The organism is Filimonas lacunae, assembly GCF_002355595.1.
Classification (GTDB): Bacteria; Bacteroidota; Bacteroidia; order Chitinophagales; family Chitinophagaceae; genus Filimonas; species Filimonas lacunae.
The window spans coordinates 4965177-4983118 of the sequence record NZ_AP017422.1 but is presented as its reverse complement, the minus strand read 5'-3'; the positions used below and the strand labels follow the sequence as shown (position 1 = coordinate 4983118).

The 17942-nt window shown below is 44.5% G+C and carries 11 protein-coding genes; 9 read left to right on the top strand and 2 right to left on the bottom strand.

The window, feature by feature from the left end; translation table 11 throughout:
- Positions 1-99: 99 nt before the first annotated feature.
- The 5 genes from FLA_RS19560 (at position 100) to FLA_RS19540 (ending at position 9965) form a co-directional block, all read left to right on the top strand.
- Complete coding sequence (locus tag FLA_RS19560) at positions 100-6672, top strand: FG-GAP-like repeat-containing protein (protein ID WP_076379178.1); 6573 nt, start codon at positions 100-102, stop codon at positions 6670-6672.
- A gap of 17 nt (positions 6673-6689) precedes the next feature.
- Positions 6690-7706, top strand: a complete 1017-nt coding sequence (locus FLA_RS19555; RefSeq protein ID WP_076379177.1) for a PorP/SprF family type IX secretion system membrane protein — start codon at positions 6690-6692, stop codon at positions 7704-7706.
- A 51-nt stretch (positions 7707-7757) separates the two neighbouring features.
- Positions 7758-8807: a hypothetical protein gene (locus tag FLA_RS19550; RefSeq protein ID WP_076379176.1), complete on the top strand. Its 1050-nt coding sequence runs from the start codon at positions 7758-7760 to the stop codon at positions 8805-8807.
- A 125-nt stretch (positions 8808-8932) separates the two neighbouring features.
- The gene (locus FLA_RS19545; RefSeq protein ID WP_076379175.1) at positions 8933-9304 is read left to right on the top strand and encodes a hypothetical protein; all 372 of its coding nucleotides are present in this window, start codon (positions 8933-8935) and stop codon (positions 9302-9304) included.
- A 148-nt stretch (positions 9305-9452) separates the two neighbouring features.
- Positions 9453-9965, top strand: a complete 513-nt coding sequence (locus tag FLA_RS19540) for a hypothetical protein (RefSeq protein WP_144264030.1) — start codon at positions 9453-9455, stop codon at positions 9963-9965.
- 78 nt (positions 9966-10043) lie between these two features.
- On the opposite strand, the gene FLA_RS19535 is transcribed toward FLA_RS19540, so the two are convergent.
- Both FLA_RS19535 and FLA_RS19525 read right to left on the bottom strand, forming a co-directional pair.
- Positions 10044-12860: a glycosyl hydrolase gene (locus FLA_RS19535; RefSeq protein WP_076379173.1), complete on the bottom strand. Its 2817-nt coding sequence runs from the start codon at positions 12858-12860 to the stop codon at positions 10044-10046.
- A gap of 225 nt (positions 12861-13085) precedes the next feature.
- Positions 13086-13373 carry a DUF6496 domain-containing protein gene (locus FLA_RS19525; protein ID WP_076379171.1) on the bottom strand — a complete coding sequence of 96 codons (288 nt, stop codon included), beginning with the start codon at positions 13371-13373 and terminating at the stop codon, positions 13086-13088.
- Positions 13374-13577: 204 nt separating this feature from the next.
- On the opposite strand from FLA_RS19525, the gene FLA_RS19520 reads away from it, so the two are divergent.
- The 4 genes from FLA_RS19520 to FLA_RS19505 all read left to right on the top strand — a co-directional run bounded on the left by FLA_RS19520 (position 13578) and on the right by FLA_RS19505 (position 17800).
- A complete protein-coding gene (locus FLA_RS19520) occupies positions 13578-14390 on the top strand; it encodes a DUF4249 domain-containing protein (RefSeq protein WP_076379170.1) in 813 nt (270 codons plus the stop codon).
- Between the two features lie 157 nt (positions 14391-14547).
- Positions 14548-16707 (top strand): TonB-dependent receptor plug domain-containing protein, encoded by a 2160-nt coding sequence (locus FLA_RS19515; RefSeq protein ID WP_076379169.1) that lies wholly within the window; start codon positions 14548-14550, stop codon positions 16705-16707.
- Positions 16708-16713: 6 nt separating this feature from the next.
- On the top strand, positions 16714-17520 hold the full coding sequence (locus FLA_RS19510) for a DUF4249 domain-containing protein (RefSeq protein ID WP_076379168.1): 807 nt from the start codon (positions 16714-16716) through the stop codon (positions 17518-17520).
- A gap of 10 nt (positions 17521-17530) precedes the next feature.
- The gene (locus FLA_RS19505) at positions 17531-17800 is read left to right on the top strand and encodes a hypothetical protein (protein ID WP_076379167.1); all 270 of its coding nucleotides are present in this window, start codon (positions 17531-17533) and stop codon (positions 17798-17800) included.
- The last annotated feature ends 142 nt before the right edge of the window (positions 17801-17942 follow it).

Sequence of the window (17942 nt, the reverse complement as noted above, 5' to 3'; positions counted from 1 at the left end):
GGTGGCGTACTTGCAATAAAAAAAATTTATTTGCACAGTGGGATGCTTTCAGTTTACCCATGTGGTACCTATTGAGATCAACCGCTAAACCTTTGTAACATGGAAGAATTAAACGCTGGAACTAAAATGCCTGACCTAAAAATGCAAGGCTTGCGTGCAGGACCTGGCATTGCGGGGCACTTTAGTAGTGTATGGAAATATTGCGTAGGGCTAATGTTGGCTGTATGTATGTCTTTTGTAGTAAAGGCACAGCCATTTATATCCTCCTTTACACCTACGTCGGGGCCAATAGGCACTACTGTTACCATTTCCGGTAGCGGTTTTGGTGCTGCGGCTACTGATAATATTGTGTATTTTGGTGCGGTAAAGGCTACCGTAACCGCGGTAACAGGCACCTCGCTTGAAGTGACAGTACCGGCTGGTGCGTCGTACTCGCCCATTAGTGTTACTGCTGCTAATTTAACAGCGTCCAGCTCGGGCTTTTTTACGCCTACTTATGTTACGTGTGTAAGTATTACTACCGCAAGTACGCCGTTTGTAGCAAAAGCATCGCTAACCAACTCTAATAATGCCACCAAAGTGGTGAGCGCCGATATTGATGGTGATGGAAAACCTGATGTGGTTTCTTTTAATAACAGTGCCACAGGGGTGTATTTGAACACCACTGCGGATGGAGCCAATACCATTTCCCTGGCTGCACGCAGTACATTGCCTTCGGCAGGTACTTTATGTTATGGCGGTGTGGTTACCGATCTGGATGGAGATGGAAAACCGGATATCGCATTAGTGAATGCTGCTAACGGCAGGGTGAATATATATCATAACGAAAGCACACCTGGGTCGGTTAGTTTTGCCACTCCTGTAGTTTATACAGGATACACTAGTCCGCAGGCCATTGCTTCGGGAGACTTTACGGGAGATGGGAAACCCGATCTGGCCATTGTTTCCAGTACAGGAGCAACGGTCAGTTTCTTAAAAAATACTTCTACTTCTGGTACCATCAGCTTTGCAGTTGATGGTTTGGCGGTTTCTACAGCTATTAATCCGGGTAATATTGTTTGCGGTGATTTTGATAACGATGGCAGAATTGATTTTGCTGTTACCAATTCCGGCTCTAGCTCGGTATCTGTGTTTAGAAACACCTCTTCCGGCACTATCAGTTTTACTGCTCAAACACCTGTGCCCGTAGGTAACGGACCCACCGGTATTGCAGCCGGCGATTTTGATGTGGATGGAAAAACCGACCTGGTGGTGGTAAACGAAAGTGCCAACACGTTATCTTTTTTATACAATACCAGCAGTTCTGGTAATATTTCTTTTACACCTAGCACCTTTACTCCATCAGGCAGTGCCATACTGGCTGGTAAAGTAGCGGTGGGTGATCTGGATGGCGATAATAAGGCCGATATCTTAGTGGGCTCTACCGGCAGCGCCATCAATGCGTTTAAAAACGGAAGCCCTGTAGGTACTATTGCATTTGACAATACACCGGTAAGTGTGTCAGTAGGTTTTGCTACCGGGCAGCCGGTGGCTGTTTGCATCAACGACCTTAATGGCGATAACAAACCCGATTTGATAGATGGCAACCAGAATGCATCCGCTTTAGAAACCTTCTTGAACTCGCTGGACAAAGTAAGTGTTACCGGTATTTCTCCTGCTACAGGTGTGCCTGGCCAGGAGATAGTGTTAACAGGTACCGGTCTGGATTGCGTGCAAAGCGCTACCATTGGCGGTATAGCGGCTACATTAGGAACTAAAACTCCGTACACATTAAACATCACCGCTGGTTCGGGTAACACAGGTAACATTGTGCTGGTTACTACCGGTGGTACGTTAACGGGGCCTAAGTTTACTTTCGTTACACAACCTTCTAATCTTACTTACGGTGCGGGTAGCGATACCACTATCGTATATGGTACTTCTGGTTTAACCAGGGCGCCTTCTTTAAATGACGGGGGTGGCGGTATTGTGTACACCATCGACTCAGGCGCTGTTGCAGGGTTAAGCATCAACACCAACACCGGCCAGATCAGCTGGGCTGATAACCTGCCTGTAGATACAGGTTATGTATTAAAGGTTACTGCTACCAATAGTGCAGGTCATGTGTCTGCTTATATTAAAATAAGAGTGATTCCTGATGTTCCTAAAGACTTCAGCTATTTAAATACGACCTATACTACCAATTTCGGTTCTAAAGATTCTTCTGATATACCAGATATCAACTGGATGGGAGAGGTGGGTAAGTTTAAACTGACTTCACCATTGCCCAATAGTTTCTCTGTAGATACTACCAGTGGTAAGGTGTACTGGAACGACACCACGCATGTGGGAACTTATACGGTGCAAATTACAGCTACCAACTCGGCAGGTTCGGCTACTGCAACTATTACAGTAACTGTAAAACCACTGATTCCGGATAATCTTACTTACGACATGGTCAGCCCGCATACTGTGAAATGGGGCAACCGCGACACTACTCATGTGGCTACTATTAACTGGCATGGCGAAGTAGGTGATTTTGTTATTACCGATCCTACACTCAATTCAAATATTGCAGTGAACTCCACTACCGGTGCTATCCGTTGGGATACTTTACCGGTAGGTACTTATATTATACCTGTTGTTGCCAGAAACAGTGCAGGCAACAGCACCCCGGCTACTGTATTTACTTTAATAGTAGAAGCAGAAGCGCCAACCGATTTAAAATATGTAAGCCCGGTATACGGTACCTACGGTACTGCTGGTTCTACCACTGCGCCTTCTGTAAACTGGCATGGCAGTGTGGGCACTTTTGAATTTACCCCAGTACTTCCTGCACCTACTGGTGTAACTATCGATGCCACTACTGGTATTGTTAGCTGGCCAAACAACCTGGCGGTGGATACTTTCAAAATGACCATCAGGGCGGTAAACTCTGTAGGTAACAGCAATGAAGACACGCTTACTTTAATTATACGTCCGTTACCGCCAACCGGGTTAGATTATTCTCCATTGGAGTATTCTGTTCCTTACGGTCAGGCAGGTAATGCCGCTATATTACCTACACTCGACTGGCATGGCCAGGTGGGCACCTTTACGGTTTCCGGTTTACCGGCATCACCCACTGTACCAGCTGGTGTTGGCGTAGGACCTACCACCGGCACATTGAGCTGGAGCAACACAGTTGCTGTAGGCACTTATAATTTAATTGTATCGGCCACCAACCAGGGCGGAACAGATACAGTGCTGGTGAAACTGATTGTGTATGCCGAAAAACCAAGCGGTTTTGCATATGTGCCACCAACCGATACGGTATATTATGGTAAGGCAGATACTATCCCTGCTAATCCTACCATTAACTGGCATGGGGATGTGGGTACTTATTCTATAGTATCAGTGGTGCCTGCACCTACTACAGGATCTATTTCTGTAGTACCAGCTACCGGACGTATTGTGTGGACTGCCAATGCAGCAGTGGGTACTTACACTATTACGGTTCGTGCCACTAACTCTGCCGGAACAGCAGATGCTACCTATACATTGGTCATTAAACCTAAGCCACCAATCAACCTGGCTTATTCTGCTACTACTATTACTAAAGTATACCTGCAGAACGGAGCTTCTGTTGCACCTACCGTAAACTGGAATGGCGAAACAGGTACTTTCATTGCTGGTGGTACCAACTCTTACATTTCTATTAATCCCACTACCGGTGTGGTAAGTTTTGTATCTGGTTTACCAGTAGGCACTTACCCTGTGTATGTAAGGGCGCAAAACTCTGCCGGTTACAGCGATACGGTTATTATTACTATTATTATTAAACCTATTCCTCCTACAGGATTGTCGTATGTAAATGGTGGTGATACCGCCATCTATAACATTGCCGATTCCAGCTTAGCTCCAACAGTGAACCTGGGCGGTGGTGTTGGTGTGTATACTATAACTACGCCTACTTCTCCTGAAATCAGCATTGACCCGGCTACGGGTAAAATTCACTGGACAGGAAGTATAGCGGTAGGCACTTATACCTTTACGGTAAGTGTCAATAACGGAACCAGTTCTACTACCACCACATTTACTTTAAAAGTAATTCCTGGTGCACCCACCAACTTTGTATACACGCCTAACACGGTTACCGAGCAATATGGTACAGCTGGTACCTCTGCAGTTCCTACTATTAACTGGCATGGAGAAAACGGAACCTTTGCGTTGATTGGTGCACCTGCCGGCATTACCATAAATTCTACTACCGGCGTTATCACCTGGTTTGCTACCTTAACTGCACAAACGTATAATCTGCGCATTAAGGCTACTAACAGCACTGCGCCACCTGATACAGCTATTTTCACCTTAATTGTGAAACCACAGGCGCCTACCAACCTCATTTATACACCAGCGCTGGCAACACCAGATGCAGGTGTGGGCGGTAGTTCTGTAACGCCAACGGTAAACTGGCATGGCGAGAAGGGGACGTTTACTATTGTAAGCGTGACGCCTGCCTCTCCTGAAATTTCTATTGTAGATACCACAGGTATTATTAAGTGGACTACTTTATTGCCGGTGGGTTCTTATACGGTAGATGTACAGGCTAACAACAGTGTGGGCAGCAGCAATATTGCTACTTATACTATCACTGTAGCGGCCGGTGCCCCAACTATCGTTTACACACCGGATTCTATAGCAGTGAAAATCGGTACTCAGACTCAGTCTGCAATTCCGGTAATACAATGGAACAGCTCTAAAACGCCTGGTACTATCACTTTACCGCCGGGAGGAAGTTATCCGTCAGGATTTGTTACCCTAGATGCCACTACCGGACAGTTATCTATTGATGCTTCGGGCGTTACCTCTCCGGCTACTTATAGTGTGCTGGTGTTGGTAACCAACTGGGAATCCAAGCCAGGCTTTGGTTCCTATAAAGTAATAGTGGCAGATGCACCAACCAACCTGGCGTACAGTAAAATACAGTACAACGGGGTACAGGGAACTGCATTTACCTCTGTAGCACCTACTGTTAACTGGAACGGTTTAACAGGTGTGTTTAAAGCAACGGGTGCACCAGCCGGTGTAACTATTGATGCTGCTTCCGGTGTTATTACATTTGGTTCAACCGTGTTAGCAGGTTCTTACACCTTTACTGTGGAGGCTGAAAACCTGTTAGGTACCAGCAACGCAGTTACCATTGAACTGAATATAGTGCCACAGGCTGATGCCACTATTACAGGCGGTACTACTATTTGTTCGGGTAAATCGGTTGATCTTACTGTTTCCCTTATAGGGACGGCACCGTTCAGCTTCACCTATAATGATGGTGTTAATCCTGATGTTACTGTCAATAACATTACTACCAATACATATACATTAACGGTTACACCTGCAACCACCACTACTTACACTGTTACCAGTGTAATTGATGCTAATACTACCAGCATGGTGAGCAGTAACACAACAGTAACGGTGAATGCAGGCCCGGCGGCTACTATTAACGGCGGCACAGCTATTCCTGCATGTTTAGGCACCAGTACGGTGTTAACAGCCAATGCCGGCACCTTCACTTACTTATGGAGTACAGGTGCTACTACTAATACATTGAATGTAACTACTAGCGGTACGTACTCTGTAACAGTAACAGACGCCAACGGATGTTCGAGCAAATCGGCGGATGCGGTGGTAAATCTGAATACCATTCCTACTGTAGCTATTAATAAAACCGGCATCTCCCGTTTAATTTGTGAAGGTACCAGCAGGGCCATCACCGCTACCGGAGGTTCTATGTACAACTGGTATAAAGACAATGTGTTAATTACCGATTCGGTAAGCGCTACTTTATATGTAAGTGCAGAAGGTATTTACAAGGTGGAAGCGGTGAGTGCAGCAGGTTGTACTTCTAACAACTTTGATACTATCAGCTTGAGCTTTGCTAAGAAGCCTACTGCCGACTTCTCTTACGATACTTATTGTAAGGATGTAGACATGAATTTTGTGAACAACAGTGATGAAGGCGGTGGCGAAGTAAGTTACAAGTGGGTGTTTGACGCAGATAATGCCAGCACAGAAAAAGAACCTGTGTTTGCTTACAGTACATCGGGCGGTAAAACCATTACCTTAACCGTTACTTCCCTGGCATGTCCTAATTTATCTGATACCAAAACAGTTACCCTTACGGTAGAAGAGCCTACGCCATCCAAGCGTTACGATCCTATCAATGGTATCCTGGGTCGCACGGTAAACCTGGAAGCTAAGGCAACGGGTACTTCTTATAGCTGGACGCCCGCTACTAATTTAAGCAGCGCTACTATAGCCAATCCTGTATTAACGATGAAAGATTCGGCTACCTATTATGTAACAGTAAGTACCGATGCTGGTTGTTTAACGGTAGATACACAACAGGTACGCATTTTCAAAGGAGCTGATATTTATGTGCCTAAAGCGTTTACACCTAATGGTGATGGTATTAACGACAAATTGTTCCCGATACCGGTGGGTGTGCCGCAGCTGACTTATTTCAGGGTGTTTAACAGGTGGGGTGTAATACTGTACCAGATTAACCATATGCCAAGCGTTGGTGAGGGCTGGGATGGTACCTACAAAGGAAAAGAGCAACCATTTGACTCTTATACCTGGGTGGCAGAAGGTATTGATGTGGATGGTAAAACGGTAAGATTGAGTGGAAACTCTGTGTTGATTCGATAATTAATAAAAGGGTTAAAATGAAGAATATCCATATACGGTTATTGTTGGTTCTGCTCATGGCATCGGCTGCGGTGCCTGTGCTGGCGCAAGACCCTGGCTTTACACAATATTTCAGTTCGCCGCAAACGGTGAACCCGGCATTTACTGGTTTTTTCTATGGTAAAGCAAGGGTTATTACCAACTACCGCAGGCAGTGGTGGGGGGCAGGTGAGCCTTTTACTACGGCTTCGCTGGCTTTTGATTTAAAAGGCAAAAGCCTTACCTATAACGATTTCGACTATTGGGCCATTGGTGGTTCGGCGCTGAACGATAAATCGGCAGGTGGATTATTAAAAAGTAATTATTTCTCTTTATCTGCTGCTTATCATAAAGCGTTGGATGAGGATGGCTTTCAAACTATTGCGGCAGGTTTTCAGGCTACCAGTGCTTCCCGCCGTTTAGATATAGCCAATGCTACTTTTGAAAGTCAGTTTACCAGTGGTGGTTTTAACTTAAACCTGCCCAACGGCGAATCGTATATCCAGGGCAACTCCAGCTATATGGATGTAAGCGCAGGTTTGTTGTATAAGTATGATGATGAAGAAAGCAGTTACTATGCAGGTGCGTCTGTTTATCATGCTACACAGCCTAAAGAGTCTATATTAAACAACAAAACCAACAAGGTGCCTACCCGCATGGCTTTTGAGGTGGGAGCCTCTTTGCCGGTGGGGTATAACAGTAAAGTGTTTTTAAGTGGTTTGTTTCAGCAGCAGGCAGGTGTGTTGGCTTACTCGGCAGGTGGTGCTTATTCGTTTGGATTACCTACAGAAAATGCAGATGCCAGCTTATATTTGGGTGGATGGTATAGTAATGCCAATATCTCGCCTTATATTGGGCTGCAATACAATAGTTTTCAGCTAGGTGTTACTTACGACATGGTAACTACCAGCATGAAATCGGCTGTTAAAAAGAATGGAAGTTTTGAGTTGTCACTGATTTATATATTTTTCGGTAATGATTCGGATGAGGGCCGTAAAGTTGTTCCTCAATTCTAATTGCTAATCTTGGTTTAACATCCATTAAATTTTTTTTAAACAACAAGGGTTATGGTTAATCTGGACTTTAATGAGGAAAACGACGAGCTGATTGTGCAGGATGAAGAAGAAAGCAGCGGCGGAGTTGTTAAAGAAGAGAAGGAGAAAAAGCGCGTGGCTACCTTTATGATAGTCTGCGTTGCTTTACTGCTGTTGTTGTTATCAATAGGCGGCTGGGTTGTTTATGATAAGTTCAAAACCAGGGACGATTGGAACATGTTACAGGTTCAGTTCGATTCATCCCGCAACCTCCTTCGTGAAGAATATAACAAGGTATTACAGAAAATGGACTCGCTGAACAGTTCTAACATGGACTTACAGCACGAGTTAACTACTAAAAGAAAAGAGATTGATAAGCTGAACAGCGACCTGGACCGTATTGTGCGTGAAAAAGATTCTGATTTGAACGAAGCACGTGCTAAAATTCAGGAATTAAGCTCCCGTATTAAGGAGTTGATGGAAGAGGTGGAATCGTTAAAAGCAGCTAACAGGGAACTGATGGCCAGCGGTGGTCAGATGCAGATTGTAAGTGGCGATACCATATTGGTAAGTACACGCCCTATGAAGCTGGTAGGTGGTGAGGCCGTTCCTTTGGCTAACCCTAATGCTAATAACGGACGTTTACAGGCAATAGATGTGAACATTGTTCCGGTGGTGAATGGGGAAGAAAAAGTAGGTGGCTTATCAAAATATACTTCCAGCTTAAAAGTAACTTTTACACTGGCTAAAGATTCTTTAATTGCTTCCGGTAACAGAGAGTTACAGGTGGTATTAAGTGGCCCTAACACGGCTTCCGGTGTAGGTAATGCAACGGTGAACGGTAAAGAATCTAAAGAAGAAGCCAATAGCATCTCTATGCAAAGCGCGGGTGTACAAAAAGTATACACTATCAAGCTTGTTCAATACTACGATAAATTTAAAGGCACTCCGGTTGCACATATCTGGGACCAGAAAACACGTTTCGGTTCTGGTGAATACAAGGCAGAAGTTTTTTATCTCGGAAATAAAATCGGCGAAGGCAGGCAATACCTGAAAAGAGGAACCAAAGCGTTTCCTTTTTAATGACGCAATCATAAGAATGAGTTAGTATATCAAACCCCTTCCCCTTGTTTCTTAATCGCCTGGCAGACTTCAGCAACCTGCCAGGTATTTTTGTTAAGCTGGGTTAATATACTTGTGTAATTGATATGGCAGTACTTAAAGAGCTTGTGCAGGCATTAAACTTTTTAATTCTCAATGGCGAAACCATTAGAGGAATGGAGATTTATTATGCAGAGAATGTGGAAATGCAGGATAACGAGCTGGCGCCGCGCGTAGGGAAAACAAACTGTATTACCGTAGAGCAAAATAACCTGTCTAAATTAAAGGATATTCATTGCAAACTGTTAAGTCAGGCGGTGAACGAAGAAACCCTGGTGGTGTTAAGTGAATGGGAAAACACCTACACGTATAAAGATAACCGGGTTTTTATACTGCGTACCGTTTCTGTCCAGCATTGGAACAGCAAAGGGCTGGTGATCAAAGAAAAGTATTATTACAAAGAGTTTATTAAAGGATAGAAGCAGCTGAATAGCTGCTTTTTTTATGGGTATGCAACACTGTGCCTGTTTCGGATGTGCTTTTGCAGGGCAGGCCCTTATGCAAGGGGAGGAAAGTTGCTGATTAGTAGGTTAGCTTCGCCGTTTAACCGTGCTAAATAAAAAACAAATGAAGCTCTTTAAGATGTTATCTGTTGCAGTTGCTGCAACTATTGTTGTTGTCGCCTGTAAAAAAGATGAAACTAAAGCTACCACAGGTGGTTCGGCTACTTACCAGAATAAAACCTATATGATGGATTCGGGGTATACCTATAGTAGCAATGATTACAGTTATGTGTACCTGGCCAATCAGAATATTGTTAATGTACTTGGTTATCGCGATACTACAAAACTATTAAACGTGGTATACCTGGTGTTTCCTAAAGCAAGCATACCTGCTGGCACTTTTACATACGATAGCAACTTGGAAACGTTAGACAGTACAAAGAATTTTTCAGGCGGAGAGGTTGCACTCAACTATAATATACAAACAGGCGCTGGTGTTGGATTAGGTATAGTAAGTGGAACTGTTACTGTTAGTAAAGAAAATACTAATTATGGTTTCAACTATAAATTAAAATTGTCTGATTCTACTACTATCACAGGAGGTTTTAATGGTTCATTAGGAATTGTAGAACCATAATAATACTTGTTCTTTCTATAAAAAACGAGGCACTACTTTAAGCAGTGCCTCGTTTTTTATTTAGGTGTTCACTATTAGTTACTGAATACTCAGCGGCACCAACTGAACAGGCCCTTCCAAACCAGAAGGCTGTACTTTCCAGTTGCTGGCATCAAAGTTTTTATAGTTGATGTTCACAAAGTTGATTTCGTGATAATTTCTCCAGGTAATACCGTTTCTATCCATATACCGGATGCGGTTAGCCATCAGGTTGGCCACTTCAATGGTAATGGTGTTGGTGCCTGCCTGTAAAAACTTACCTACTCTTGCCTGGTAAGGAATGCTCCACAACAACCCTACGTATTTGCCATTGATCCACACTTTGGCGCTTTCATCTACTTTACCGGGTAACAGCAAGTAATCCGCTGCTTTGCTGCCTGCGGGCAAGGTAAAGCTGGTGCTGTAAGCTGCTGTGCCAGAGAAGTTGGTAATAGCCGTGTCAGTTAACGAACTCCATAACACAGGTGTTGCCAGGGTTTGGTCGGCGGGTAACACCGGGCCGCCACCGGTAAAATGCAGTTTCCATTGACCATTAATAGCAATAGGTTCACCTGCTTTTTCTATATACGCCCATTTAGCGCCAGTTATGGGTGTTTTGTTGGTTTTTACAATCATGGCTTCACCGGGTTGCAGTTGCACTCTTACACCAGTGGTTCCGTTCTGTTTAACTACTGCTGTTGCTCCATAGCTGCCTGTTTGCGGGTCCATTAATAACGCACCACCTGCTACGGTGTTCAACGGTAACACGGCGTCTACGGCTTTAGCAGTGTGGTTTACCAGGTAGTAATATTTATTGCCATCTGTTGCGGCGCGGCGTATAAATTTCAGGCCATTATCGGTTAACTGTTCTCTTTGTACACCTGCATATCCCAGCGCTGTTTCTACCTCACTACATACCACAATACGGCCTTTGCCAGTGCTGTATTCCTGTATGCCATTGCCTTTGTTGGTAAAAGTTAAACCTTTTACCAGGGCATTCAGCGATGCGCGTTTGGCGTCTGCCTGGTAAAAACCGGGCACATCCTGTGGCAACTGCTGAATAATTACCGTAGCACCTTCACCTGCCAGGCGAATGAATTGCTGAAAGGTTTGGGCAGGTATATGGGTGGCTTTAGGCACCAGCAACACTTTATAGCGTGCGCCGGCATCGGTAACCGCCAGTTGTCCCTGCTGGCTACGTGCTTTCTCCAGCATATGATCGCTGATAAAATCCATGCTGTAACCACGGCTTTGCAGGCCGGTTACCAGGGCGTAAAATGGAGTAGGGTGCAGCCATTCATCAATATCATGCACTTTCAAAGGCATATCCATGCCTTTGGCATTTTGCCAGGCATCGAATACAGGCCAGTAAATAGAAATTTCATTGTCGGGCTTGCCGCTTTGCAAAATGCTCTGGCAACGGGTAATGTAATCGTTTAAACCATTCAGGTGAGGCCATAAACTGTTAGAAGGCACAAAGTTCACCGAAGCGTAAAACAACCATCCCGGCCACGGAGCGCTGGCAGGTGAGTAGGTGGTGCCATGAAAGAACACATGGTTAATACCCGATAAAAACACCTGTTCTACTTCGGGCTTACATTGTGAAAGACCGGTTTTAAAATGCTCGGTAAGCCAGGTAAAGGTTTCAGAGCTGATGAGCGGATGGCCCATTACGTGCGCTGCCGAAGAAGCAAACTTGAGCATGTTAGGATCGGGGTCCACATTACGCACATCAGCACTGTCGCGGCGCAGGCCAGGAATGGCAAAAGCGCTGCTGCCAAAGGTTTCCGCTTCGGCAATGTCTACACCTGCATACAGGTCCAGCAGGTTGCCGGGGCTGCCATGCGCCTGGTTTAACGAAAAAGCTTTTTTCCCATGCGCCCAGCTGTTAAAGGTGTGCGTAAAGTTTTCCAGCATAAGATCGGCCATCGTTTCGCGATAGTCACATTTAATACGGGCTACTTTTTCCGATAATTCCTCCCCGGTTAATTCGCGTAGGTAGGGCTTTAAACTATAGCCGCGTCTTTTTTCAAATTCGGTAAAAAAGTCAGCGGTCCAGTTAGCGCCGTACACCTCATAGCTATCGTTATAAAAACTGCGAATGCCGTGCGAGCTTTTGCCGTAGGCACTGTCTGTTTTACGTAAATAGTTTTGTAAAGCGGTTTTAGAAAAGTGGTCCAGCGTATAGCCTTCGCCGCCGGGGGCAGCGCGCTTTACCTGTTGCAGGGTTTTACCGGCAAAGGCGGCATATAACTGCCACTGGCCTTTTTCGGGCGTCCAGTTTAACTCACCCGCCGCATTTACTTTAGCAGTGAGGTCAACCGTATTGCCATCATCACTGTAGGCAGTTAGAGCCTGCAGGTTTACACCGGGCAGGTTGGCTTGCTTTGGATTGGTTATTTTAATTTTTTCGGTGAACGGCGTACCGGCGGTAACGGTGTAGCGTTGCACCAGCAGGCAGGTAGCAGCATCTTCAATGCCCGCCTGCGGACCACCGATAGGCCAGCCTGTACCCACGGCTATATCAGTGCCCATATTGTTTTTACGGGATTCTGTTACCGTGTGGTCTACCATCGCAAACCATTGGGGCGTTAAATAGTTCAGGTACTTGCTTTCATATCCTTTTGCACCATAAATAGGCACAATTTCCACGCCCCCGATGCCTGCATCGGAATACGTTTTTAACAGGCTGCTGATATTTTCTTTATCCACTGCATTGCCCATCCACCACCAACGCGTCCACGGCTTATTCTCCTTTACTACTGCCGGCCAGGGAGTAGTGGCAACAGTTTTCTTTTGTGCACCTGCTGTAAGGGCTGTAACAGCCAATGTTGCAGATAAAAGGGTAATACCGGGCAGTTTCATTTTAACAAGCATCCGATTATTTTAATAAATTCAGAAAAAGTTGAAAGTGGCTAAAGTAGTTGCCTGCTGCAAAAATACTGTCCTGTAGTGTCATGAACCGGGGGAGAGGTAAGGGGGGATAAAAAATAAGCCCGCTCAATAAAAAGCAGGCCGTTTTTTAAACCTATGGAATCTGTAAAAAGCATCCCAAAATAGTACGCATCTTTCACAAATACAATAGGTAGTTCCATAAATAAATCAGGCGGCAGCCTTTTTACGTGCTGTTTTCTTTGCAGCTTTCTTCGCTGTTTTGCGGGCCACCTTTTTTGCCGCCTTTTTAGGGGCTGCTTTGCGGGCCGTTTTTTTAGCGGTTTTCTTCGCTGGTACTTTGGCGCCTTCTTCACGTGCCTCGGACAAGCCTATAGCAATGGCCTGTTTAGGATTAGTTACCTTTTGGCCACTGGTGCCGCTTTTTAACTTGCCCTGCTTCATCTCACGCATGCTTTTGGCTACCTTTTCCTGGCTTTTTGCAGAATACTTTGCCATAACATTACTGTTTAATTAATAATGGGTTAGTAATAAAAGCTGTTTGCAAATTTGCTGCCATGGCACAAACTATACCCTGCGAGCCTCCAGGGTGGGTAACGTAATACACATTTAAAGCTTATTTAATAGTTATTTAGCTGCAGGCTTGTTATGTTTGAAAAGAGATTTGCCAAAATAACGATTGCCTTGTAAATGTGTGAGCGCATGCAAAAGCTACTGGTTTGCCTTGTTTCAATTGTCATATGCACATTCCCTGTTTCGTGCGAGCGGGTAGTAGATGTAACATTGAATAGCTCCATGCCCCGCTATGTGATAGAAGGAGTAATCACCAACAATGGCGTATGTCGTGTACTATTGTCTACCAGCAACAATTTTGATGAGGATAATAATTTTGATGCTATCAGCGGGGCTACGGTATCAATTACAGAAGATCAGGGGGGCGCCATTCTGTTAACAGAAAGAAAACCAGGCAATTATCAATCTGCTTATCTCAAAGGCAAAACCGGCCATACCTATCATTTACTGGTGAATATTAAAGGCCAGCAATTCACCGCCAGCTCGGTAATGCCGCCGCAGGCGGTAAAGATAGATTCTGTGTTTTTCAGCACGGAAATATTAGGCGGTACCAACCGGCGCATTGCCAATGCCTGCTATACCGATCCGCCAGTCAAAGGCAATTGCTACCGTTTTGTACAGTATATCAATGAACACAAAGAAAGCACCGTGTTTGTAGATAATGATAAATTCAACAATGGGCACACGGTAGCTTATCCGTTATATTTCAGGAACAACGACGATGATGCGCGGCGCAATATTATCAGCGGCGATACCGTGCGCATAGAAATGCACTGTATTGATAGCACCCTATATAAATATTGGTATAGCCTCAGTTCTCTCACGGCTGCCGTATGGGCAGCGCCTGCCACTCCTTCCAATCCAGTAACCAATATCACAGGCGGAGCACTGGGTTATTTCAGCGCACACACCGTGCGTAGCATCAGGGTGGTGGTACATTAACAGGCATAACAAGGATGGATAATTCTCTTATATACTGCTTTAGCACATTTTAAGGTGGTTAGCCTTCGGATAGCTTTTATTTAAATGTTTCTTTAAGATACTTGATAAATAATCATACTACGTTTGTATAAGATTATTTGTTAGTAAACATCCCACTATGAAAGCGTATATAATGGCCCTGGCCTGTCTCTTTGCCATGCCTGTTCTGGCCCAGAAAAAATACATGATAAACAGCTTTATGATAGCAGATAAAGTTATTGCAATGCCTGCTATCACTGACATAGATGGAATTCCTACTCCTCCCAACGACTTAAAACAGGTTACTGTAAAATCTACTAAAAACAATCATTTATTACAATCACAAACAGGCCTTGAAAAGTTTTTATTAAAAGATACCAAACAGCTGCCTACTATGCTGGGCGAGCGCGATATATTAAAAACCATACAGCTGCTGCCTGGTGTAAAATCGGCAGGTGATGGCAACAGTGGCTTTTATGTAAGAGGGGGCGGGGCCGATCAAAACCTGGTGTTACTGGACGATGCTCCTGTTTATAACCCTGCACACTTCCTGGGTTTCTTCTCTACTTTTAATGCCGATGCTATTAAAGAAGTATCCTTATACAAAGGCGCTATGCCTGCTCAGTATGGTGGCCGCTTATCTTCTGTGCTGGATGTGAGCATGAATGAAGGGGATAAAGAACAATGGAAAGTAAGTGGCGGCGCAGGCCTTATTGCTACCCGTTTAAGTGTGGAAGGGCCTTTACAAAAAGAGAAGTCTTCCTTTTTAATATCTGGTCGCCGCACCTATGCCGATATGTATTTAAAGCTGTCTCACGATTCTGATATCAGGAAAAACAGGATGAACTTTTACGATCTGAATGGCAAGTTCAGCTGGTCGTTAGGTAAAAAAGATAAATTGAGTATATCAGGCTATACCGGTCACGATGTATTAAACCTGTCTGGTTTGTTTGGTTTAAACTGGGGTAATAAAGTGGGGGCAGTACACTGGAACCACACTTTTAACGACCGCGTATCAGTAAACACCGCTGCAACCTATAGCAACTACGATTATACTGCTGCTGTTACACAGGCCAATTATAATGTAAGCATGTACTCCTCTATGAAAGATGTTTCTGGTAAAACCGAAGTGATATATGCGGCCAATGCCAATTATAAAATGCACATAGGGACCAGTGCTACTTATCACCACATGGTGCCGGGCAATGCACAAAATGCCCAAAAGGGTAGCGTAAACAACGTGCAGCAGCCCACCCGCAATTCGCTGGAAAATGCGTTGTATGTTCAAAACGAATGGCAGGCTTCCGATAAGTTGCTGTTAAGCTATGGCACCCGTGTTACTGCTTTCAGCGTGTTAGGCACCGGCGATTTTTACAGGGTGGATGGAAATGGGGTAGTAACCGATACTTTACGCTACAGCCCCGGCCAGCGTGTGGCTACTTATATTAACCTGGAACCACGTGTATCGGCCAGCTTTCAGTTAACACAAACAGCAGCGGTAAAAGCATCTTACACACGTAACGTGCAAAACCTGCACCTGATAGCCAATACCACTTCTGCATCACCTACCGACAGGTGGGTGGCCAGCACCAACATTATTAAACCAGAGATTGCCGATCAGTTCAGTGTAGGCTACTATAAAAACCTGGCAGATAACCAATACCAGGTAACTGTAGAAACCTATTATAAGAACATGCAAAACCAGATTGATTACCGCAATGGCGCTGATGTGTTTGATAACCAGGCGCTGGAATCAAAATTGTTATATGGCAAAGGCCGCGCATATGGTATTGAAACGCTGATAAAGAAAAGAAAGGGTAAGTTAACCGGATGGGTGGCGTATACCTTATCAAAAACCGAACGTAAAATCGATGGTATTAATAACAACCAATGGTACAATGCCAGGCAAGACAGAACGCACGAACTGGCTATTGTTGCCGCCTACCAGCTTAGCAACCGTTTTTCTGTAGCCGCCAACTGGGTATTCTATACAGGTAATGCCGTTACTTTTCCCGCAGGCAAGTATATCATTAACAACCAAGTGGTGTATTACTATACCAACCGCAACAGTTATCGCATGCCCGACTATCACCGGTTAGATGTGAATGCTACGGTGTCCTTGTTTAAGAAAAAGAAGTTTTCGTCCGATCTGTCTGTGGGTATTTACAATGCTTACGGACGCGAAAATGCTTTTTCTGTCTTTTTCCGCCAATCCAAAACGCAGCCCGGCCAAACAGAAGCGGTGCAGGTTGCCTTATTCAAATTTGTTCCATCCCTGTCGTACGACTTTAAATTCTAAGTAACAATGATAGCCAGATTTATGCTGTGGGCACTGCCCGCCTGGTCGCTTATTGCCATCAGTTGCAAAAAAACAGTAGACGTAAATATTGACGATAGCCCATCCCTGTATGTAATTGAAGGTAAATTGAATAATAGCGGAGGTTGCTCTGTTTTAATTTCCCTGACTCAGAATTATAAAGACTCCAGCGCATTTAAAGGGGTAGATAGTGCAGTAGTAACTATTACGCCGGAAGGAGGCGCACCGTTTAAACTAAAGGAAATGGCTAAGGGCCAGTACTTAACCTACTATAAAGGTATACCTGGTAAAACATATCAGTTACAGGTAAACGTAGGCGGCCAGCAATTTACAGCTTCCAGCACGATGCCACAGGTGGTAGAGCTGAATGAGGTAAACGTTACTTACGAAAAAATATCCGGCGATAGCCGCTATGTAGCCAATGCTACTTATTCCGATCCTGCGGCACAAGCCAACTACTACAATTTTATACAAACCGTAAACCGCAAAAGGGCAGGGGCTGTATTTATTAATGAAGACCATTTAACCAACGGTTCCAAGGTAACTTTCCCGCTTTTATATGAAGGTAACCTGGCCGACAGTTATTCCAGCGATATTAGAAAAGGCGATACGGTACAGGTAGAAATGCAGTGTATTGATCCGGTAGTATATAAATATTGGTACAGTTTAAAAGCCGGTGCCAGCGGAGAAAGTATTATGGCTACCCCTGCCAACCCCGTTACTAATATTACAGGTGGCGCTTTAGGTTATTTTAGCGCATATACTTCCCAGTCAAAAAAGGTGATTGTAAAATAGCGCCTGCGTAATGCGGGAAGATACAGGGCGCCTGCAGGGAAAATGGTTACTTCTTAGGGAAGATTATGTAGATGTAACGCAAGAGCAGGTAATAGTGACGAAAGAAAATGTAATTGTTACGGAAGAGCGTGCAGTACTGACGCAATATAAAAAAGTACTGCCGGAGAAATGGTTAGTTGTTACCGGTTTTTGGGCAATAGTGCCGGAAAAACGGGAAGTACTTACGGGAGATTCGGTAATACTACCGGGAGAAAATGCAATACTGACGAAAGAATGGTAAGTTGTTACGCGTTGCCGGGAACAACTTTTTTATTTTCGGTTAGTACTGACGAACCAATTTGTAGTACTACAAAAACAGTGGTGAGTATGTACGGAAGAAAATGCACTACTTACCGGAGAAATTGCATTGTGTACGGAAGAAA

Coding starts and splice junctions, on each gene's coding strand:
- FLA_RS19560 (WP_076379178.1), top strand. CDS start 100: ATGGAAGAATTAAACGCTGGAACTAAAATGCCTGACCTAAAAATGCAA.
- FLA_RS19555 (WP_076379177.1), top strand. CDS start 6,690: ATGAAGAATATCCATATACGGTTATTGTTGGTTCTGCTCATGGCATCG.
- FLA_RS19550 (WP_076379176.1), top strand. CDS start 7,758: ATGGTTAATCTGGACTTTAATGAGGAAAACGACGAGCTGATTGTGCAG.
- FLA_RS19545 (WP_076379175.1), top strand. CDS start 8,933: ATGGCAGTACTTAAAGAGCTTGTGCAGGCATTAAACTTTTTAATTCTC.
- FLA_RS19540 (WP_144264030.1), top strand. CDS start 9,453: ATGAAGCTCTTTAAGATGTTATCTGTTGCAGTTGCTGCAACTATTGTT.
- FLA_RS19535 (WP_076379173.1), bottom strand. CDS start 12,860: ATGCTTGTTAAAATGAAACTGCCCGGTATTACCCTTTTATCTGCAACA.
- FLA_RS19525 (WP_076379171.1), bottom strand. CDS start 13,373: ATGGCAAAGTATTCTGCAAAAAGCCAGGAAAAGGTAGCCAAAAGCATG.
- FLA_RS19520 (WP_076379170.1), top strand. CDS start 13,578: ATGCAAAAGCTACTGGTTTGCCTTGTTTCAATTGTCATATGCACATTC.
- FLA_RS19515 (WP_076379169.1), top strand. CDS start 14,548: ATGAAAGCGTATATAATGGCCCTGGCCTGTCTCTTTGCCATGCCTGTT.
- FLA_RS19510 (WP_076379168.1), top strand. CDS start 16,714: ATGATAGCCAGATTTATGCTGTGGGCACTGCCCGCCTGGTCGCTTATT.
- FLA_RS19505 (WP_076379167.1), top strand. CDS start 17,531: ATGCGGGAAGATACAGGGCGCCTGCAGGGAAAATGGTTACTTCTTAGG.